This is a genomic window from Moorena sp. SIO3B2 (genome assembly GCF_010692525.1).
GTDB lineage: Bacteria > Cyanobacteriota > Cyanobacteriia > Cyanobacteriales > Coleofasciculaceae > Moorena > Moorena producens.
In genome coordinates this window covers 1-1110 of record NZ_JAAHHE010000973.1, presented here as the reverse complement: position 1 = coordinate 1110, position 1110 = coordinate 1, and the positions used below count along the sequence as shown (strand labels likewise).

The window sequence follows — 1110 nt, the reverse complement described above, 5'->3', positions numbered from 1 at the left end:
ATTTCTCTAGACCTCGCCACTAGTGATCGCGCCACCATCCCAACCCAGCCTTGAGAACCTCGCAACTCAAAGGACTTGGACTCACGAGCAAGCGCTACCATAATCAGCATCTGTGACCTTGGCGACTGGGAGTCAGAGCGGGGCGATCGCCCCGCTCTGACTCCCAGTGACAAACGGTACCTACGACCTGGGATGCCTAACGGCTTTGAGGGCAGCAGCGCGAGACTAGCTTTGGAGAAAAAGCGATCCTTTCCCCTACCCATTCGCTAGGGTAAGGGGTTGGGAATTCCTTAATTCTATAAGGGCGATTATGTTGTTGAAATGTAACTAATTCAACAACATAATTACTCTCAATTGAGGTACTCCTAATCCCCAAAGCTTGATTGCGATCGCCAATCCTGCGAGCAGCCACTAACAATAACAAGTCTAATAAGGGATGCCTTCAGGGAACATTACAGCAATCCGTTTTTTTCGCATCTCAGCTTCGGACATGCAAATTTCCTCAATCTGATTAACGACATCTTCTTCAATGCCAAGATATTGGGCCATTTTGTGGACTGATGCCTGTTCATCCGGATGATATTCTGCATCAGCAGCACAAGCCTTAATGGCCGCATAAATAATCGCACGACGACCGTTTTTGTCTAGAGTGGGGGCCTGGGCAAGAACCTCAAGTAGATCATCATCTGCCGGGTAATCTTTTGCCATGTCATACTCGGTATTGCTATGGTAACAGGCAGAAAGACATAGCTAGTGTTGTTTATTTTCTTTCCCAAGATGGTGCATCATTTATGACTGGAGCGCTGATTCCGATAGATGGCGGACTCACGTCTCAGACTCAATCATTATCATCCCTCAATGTTTCGGATACTTAAGCCCAAAAAAAACCTCAAAACGGGAGATTAATATAAGATGCTTCTAACTCAGAAGCATTAGCTAAGCTCCTCCCAAGGAGGCTCACTTCATCTTCGACCATGGGCTCTTGAGTCTTTTTAGCGTGGTCTCGCTTGTTTTTTCGACTTTGGTTTATGCTTCGGTGTGAATAACTCCCATCCCTGTCTGCTCCAGAGAGTAAAACAATATTCAAGCCGGAGGCAAATAGGAGCGTCC

Annotated in this window: 3 protein-coding genes; all 3 read right to left on the bottom strand. The window is 46.8% G+C overall.

From position 1 onward, the window contains the following. Nucleotides 1-263 (bottom strand): hypothetical protein (locus F6K38_RS42830; RefSeq protein ID WP_287360994.1); only part of this gene is annotated, 263 nt, incomplete at its 3' end. 163 nt (nucleotides 264-426) lie between these two features. After that, a complete protein-coding gene (locus F6K38_RS42825) occupies nucleotides 427-708 on the bottom strand; it encodes a tellurite resistance TerB family protein (protein ID WP_008185472.1) in 282 nt (93 codons plus the stop codon). A gap of 181 nt (nucleotides 709-889) precedes the next feature. Further along, nucleotides 890-1110 (bottom strand): hypothetical protein (locus F6K38_RS42820; protein WP_287254330.1); only part of this gene is annotated, 221 nt, incomplete at its 5' end.